This window comes from Limnobacter sp., from assembly GCF_964228395.1.
Classification (GTDB): domain Bacteria; phylum Pseudomonadota; class Gammaproteobacteria; order Burkholderiales; family Burkholderiaceae_B; genus Limnobacter.
Genome location: NZ_CAXQZX010000071.1, coordinates 1 through 4,133 on the forward strand (window position 1 = coordinate 1; position 4,133 = coordinate 4,133).

Annotated in this window: 6 protein-coding genes; 5 read left to right on the top strand and 1 reads right to left on the bottom strand. The window is 55.8% G+C overall.

What is annotated here, in order from left to right:
- The 5 genes from ACEQU8_RS05565 to ACEQU8_RS05585 all read left to right on the top strand — a co-directional run.
- A partial coding sequence (locus ACEQU8_RS05565) for a dTMP kinase (RefSeq protein WP_370262121.1) occupies positions 1-408 on the top strand: 408 nt, incomplete at its 5' end.
- Positions 405-1,400 (top strand): hypothetical protein, encoded by a 996-nt coding sequence (locus tag ACEQU8_RS05570; RefSeq protein WP_370262123.1) that lies wholly within the window; start codon positions 405-407, stop codon positions 1,398-1,400. The genes ACEQU8_RS05565 and ACEQU8_RS05570, both read left to right, overlap by 4 nt.
- Before the next feature lie 24 nt (positions 1,401-1,424).
- Positions 1,425-1,781, top strand: a complete 357-nt coding sequence (locus tag ACEQU8_RS05575; protein ID WP_370262125.1) for a PilZ domain-containing protein — start codon at positions 1,425-1,427, stop codon at positions 1,779-1,781.
- Positions 1,781-2,566 carry a TatD family hydrolase gene (locus ACEQU8_RS05580; protein WP_370262127.1) on the top strand — a complete coding sequence of 262 codons (786 nt, stop codon included), beginning with the start codon at positions 1,781-1,783 and terminating at the stop codon, positions 2,564-2,566. Before ACEQU8_RS05575 ends, ACEQU8_RS05580 begins: the two co-directional genes overlap by 1 nt.
- Before the next feature lie 14 nt (positions 2,567-2,580).
- Positions 2,581-3,276, top strand: a complete 696-nt coding sequence (locus ACEQU8_RS05585; RefSeq protein ID WP_370262129.1) for an ankyrin repeat domain-containing protein — start codon at positions 2,581-2,583, stop codon at positions 3,274-3,276.
- 73 nt (positions 3,277-3,349) lie between these two features.
- Here ACEQU8_RS05585 and ACEQU8_RS05590 read toward each other — a convergent pair.
- Positions 3,350-4,133 (bottom strand): methyl-accepting chemotaxis protein (locus ACEQU8_RS05590; RefSeq protein ID WP_370262131.1); only part of this gene is annotated, 784 nt, incomplete at its 5' end.

Here is a 4,133-nt window from a genome sequence, read left to right on the forward strand (position 1 = left end):
ATAGAGCCCGCACTGGCCAGCGGTGCCTGGGTAATTACCGACCGCTTCGAAGACAGCAGCTTTGCTTACCAGGCTGGGGCAGGGGGTGCGAGTTGGGAAGATTGCCAGGCGCTGAGCAAATGGGCGCTAAAGGGATTCGAGCCCGCGCTGACCTTTTTGTTCGATTTGCCCATTGAGGTGTCGCAAGTGCGCATAGCTCAACGCGCCGGCGATGGTGACAAATTTGAAGCCAAGCCAACAGCCTACTTTGAAGCCGTGCGTGCCGGCTTCATTAAGCGAGCGCAACTTAACCCCAGGCGTGTGCGCGTCATCGATGCCGTACCCGGCGAGGCCGAGGTCGGCAATGCGGTGTTGGCAGAGCTGGATCGATTTTTAAAAACCCACTGGGGCACAGGTGCCGCCACATGAGTGCAGCCCCTTGGTTAAGCCGCGCATCGGCCCAGTTGGAAGCTTTGCTGGCCGCCACTGGCGCACCCGTGCTGGTGCATGGTCATCAGCCGCGCGGTTTGTTTGATTTGGTGCAAAGCCACGTGGCAAAACTGTTGTGCGAGGCCCCCGCGGCCAGTAAGCCCTGCGAGCAGTGCGCGGCCTGCCAAATGCGGGCCGCTGGTAACCACCCCGATCTTCGCCTGCTTTTACCACAGGCCAAGGCCCTGGACATGGGTCTGCCTGTGGAGTTGAAATCGGGCACCAAGCCCAGTGGCGACATTCGCATTGACGATGTGCGCAACCTGCAGAATTATTTCAACACCAGTTCAAGCCGCGGAGGTGCCCGTTTTGTCTTGGTGTATCCCTTTGACGCCATGAACACCAACACCGCCAATGCGCTACTAAAAACACTTGAAGAACCCCCCAAAGGTTTGCGTTTTGTGTTTGTGGGCAGCCGATTGGACCAATTGCTGCCCACCATTCGCTCGCGTTGCCAATTGCTTACCGTGCCAGTACCCAGCCCGCAAGAGTGCCAGGCATGGCTGGCGGCTCAAGGGGTGCAGCAGGCTGAGCTTGCCCTTAGCCTGGCGCTTCAGGATCCCTTTGAAGCGCTTGAACTGGACCGCAACGGCCAAGAAGACCTGGCGCTTCGAAAAAAAATGGCAGAGTGGCTGGCCAACCCGGATCAGCATGGTCAGCCGCCAGTGGGCGTAGAAAAAGTGGGTTTGCCCGTGGCGATGGAGCTTTCTTTGCGGCTGCTGGCAGACTGCGTGCACATCGCACAAGGCAGCAAACCGGTACAGTTTCCCTGGCTTGCCCCCAAGTTACTTTGGGCCAAGGCTGTTGACGTTCAAAAATTCAGCAAGCTCTATCAGGGTTTGTTGGGCGAGTCCCGTTTGGCCAACCATCCAATCAACCCCCGTTTGGCGCTGGAATACCTTGGCCAACAATGGCAAACTCTTTGCCAGTAAACCCTCACTCACCGGAGTTCGCGCATGAGCACCAAAGAAGCCAATCGACCCTGGATGCTTTCCCTGGCGCTGGAAGACAAAAACACCGCGGCACGCCTGTACATGCCGTTTGTTAAAGGTGGTGGTGTGTTCGTGGAATGCAACAAGCCATACGAGCTGGGCGACCCTGTGTTTGTGCTATTGAGCGTGGGCGAAGAGGGCAAAAAATATCCCATCAACGGCAAAGTGGTGTGGGTGTGCGGCCCCAATGCACGGGGAGACAAGCCCCAAGGCATTGGCATTCAATTTCCTCGGGACGACAGTGGTGAGTCTGCGCGGCTGGCAATTGAGCAAATGGTTGGTAAAATGCAGGCTTCCATGAAGAAAACAGCAACCTTGTAGTGTTTACAGATTCACATTGCCATTTGGATTTCCCCGGCCTCATCGAGCAGCTGCCTGACATTTTGAGCCGCATGCAGGCTGCGCAGGTACACCAGGCGCTCTGCATTTCCGTGCAGCTTGAAGAGTTTCCCAACGTGCTTGCCTTGGCGGAGCAACACCCCCAGCTGTGGGCCACCGCGGGGGTGCACCCCGACTACGAAAACATCACAGAGCCTTCGGTTGAAACCCTGCTTGAACTGGCCAAACACCCCAAGGTGATTGGCATTGGCGAAACGGGCCTGGATTATTTTCGTTTGAAGGGCGATCTGGAGTGGCAACGCAAGCGATTCAGGGTGCATCTACAAGCCGCCAGAGCCTGTAAAAAACCCGTGATTGTGCACACCAGAGCCGCTGGGGAAGACACCCTTGCCATCTTGGCTGAAGAAAAGGTTCAGGAATGCGGTGGCATTATTCATTGCTTCACCGAGAGCCTTGACTTCGCCAAACGCGCCTTGGATTTGGGCATGTACATTTCATTCTCTGGCATTGTTACGTTTAAAAACGCAGCCGATCTGCGCGAGGTGGCGCGATATGTGCCATTGGACCGCATGCTGATTGAAACAGACTCACCTTACCTGGCGCCCGTGCCGCACCGGGGCAAAACCAACGAGCCCAGTTTTGTGCCGCATGTGGCCAAAGTGTTGGCTCAAGAAAAGCAGTGTGATGTTGAGCAGATTGGCCTTCAAACCACAGCCAATTTCAACGCCTTGTTTGGCCTGGAAGGCGCGCGCCAGGTTGCGCACTGAGTGAGGGTGGCGATTTGGCCTATGCGCGCTTAAACGGCAAACCATTACAAGCCATGCGAGCCTTGGTTGGGGCGCTGGCTTTGTTGGCCATGGTGGGGTTAAGCAATCCAGCCCGGGCAGATGCTTTTGATGCTTTTTTTATGGCCATCAAAATGGACGATGCCCAGCGTCTTCGCAATTGGCTGCTTCGCGGAATGGACCCCAACACCATCAGCAACGAGGGTTTGCCCGCTGTGGCCTACGCAGTGGTACACGAATCACCTCAGGCATTGGCTGTTTTGCTGCAGCATCAACAAACCGATTTGGAACAAAGCGACACCAAAGGCGACACAGCCCTCATGATTGCTGCCTCACGAAGCCAGGCAGATGCCATTAAAGTGTTGCTGGAAGCTGGCGCAAAAGCCGACAGGGAAGGGCAGTGGTCGGCCCTGCACTATGCGGCTGCTGCGGGGTGCGTGCCGTGTGTGCAGTTGCTGGTAAATTTCAAAGCCAATTTGGATGCAATGTCTGAAAATGGCACCACCCCATTGATGATGGCCGCCCGGTCCGGGCGCGAAGACACAGCCCGGCTGTTGCTCAAGTTGGGTGCCAACCCATCGCCAGTGAACGAAGCTGGCTTTAATGCGGCTGGGTACGCCATGCGATCCAAGCGCTCAGAGCTGGCCTTCGAAATTATGCGAAAAGAAAAGGCGCTTCGAAAAGCGCCTTAAAAGACCAGGTCATTTGGCAATCAGGCAAGCCCAAACACCAACACTGATCGGGTGAAAACTGCAAAGCCAGTGCTCAAAGGCTGGCCTCAAAATGCTTGACCAAATTGCGCAGATCACCGGAGGTTTGTGCCAACTGTTTGGCTGAACCATCCAGCTCGGTAATGGCTCCCATATTGCTCTCGGTGAGCGCACTCATGCGTTCCATGCTGTTGGCAACCTCCAGTGACGCTTGGGACTGTTGCTCCAGCATTGAGGAAATGTCTTTGGCCGATTGGGCCACACCTTGACTGGCCACGCGAATGGCCCCCAGGCTTTGATTGGCCTCGAGAATCAGTTTGGTTCCAATATGAACCTCATCGACAGCACGCTCCATCGTCAGGAGCCCCTGGTTGGTGCCAGCTTGCACCTCGTTCACGGTGGCTGCAATTTCGGTGGTGGCGTGGCGGGTCATTTCAGCCAGCTTTCGCACCTCATCGGCCACCACCGCAAAGCCACGTCCTGACTCACCGGCGCGTGCGGCTTCAATGGCAGCATTCAAAGCAAGCAGGTTGGTTTTTTCGGCAATTTCGGTGATGGTTTTGGTCACGCTGCTAATGCGCGTTACGGCATCGTGTAGTTCTTCAATGTTTAACTTGGCTGTTTGAACCACATCAGCGACCTTTTGAGTGGCCTCTGTGGATCGCTCCATGGATTGTGTGCCCGTGGCCACCACATCCATGGCATTTTTCGCATGGTCAGAGCTTTTGCCTGTGGCTTCAGAAATTTCTGCCACAGAGACCGACAATTCTTCCAGGGCCGAAGCCACGCTGTTGATGCCATCGGATTGTTGCTGTGATCGGCTCATCAGATTCAAAGCT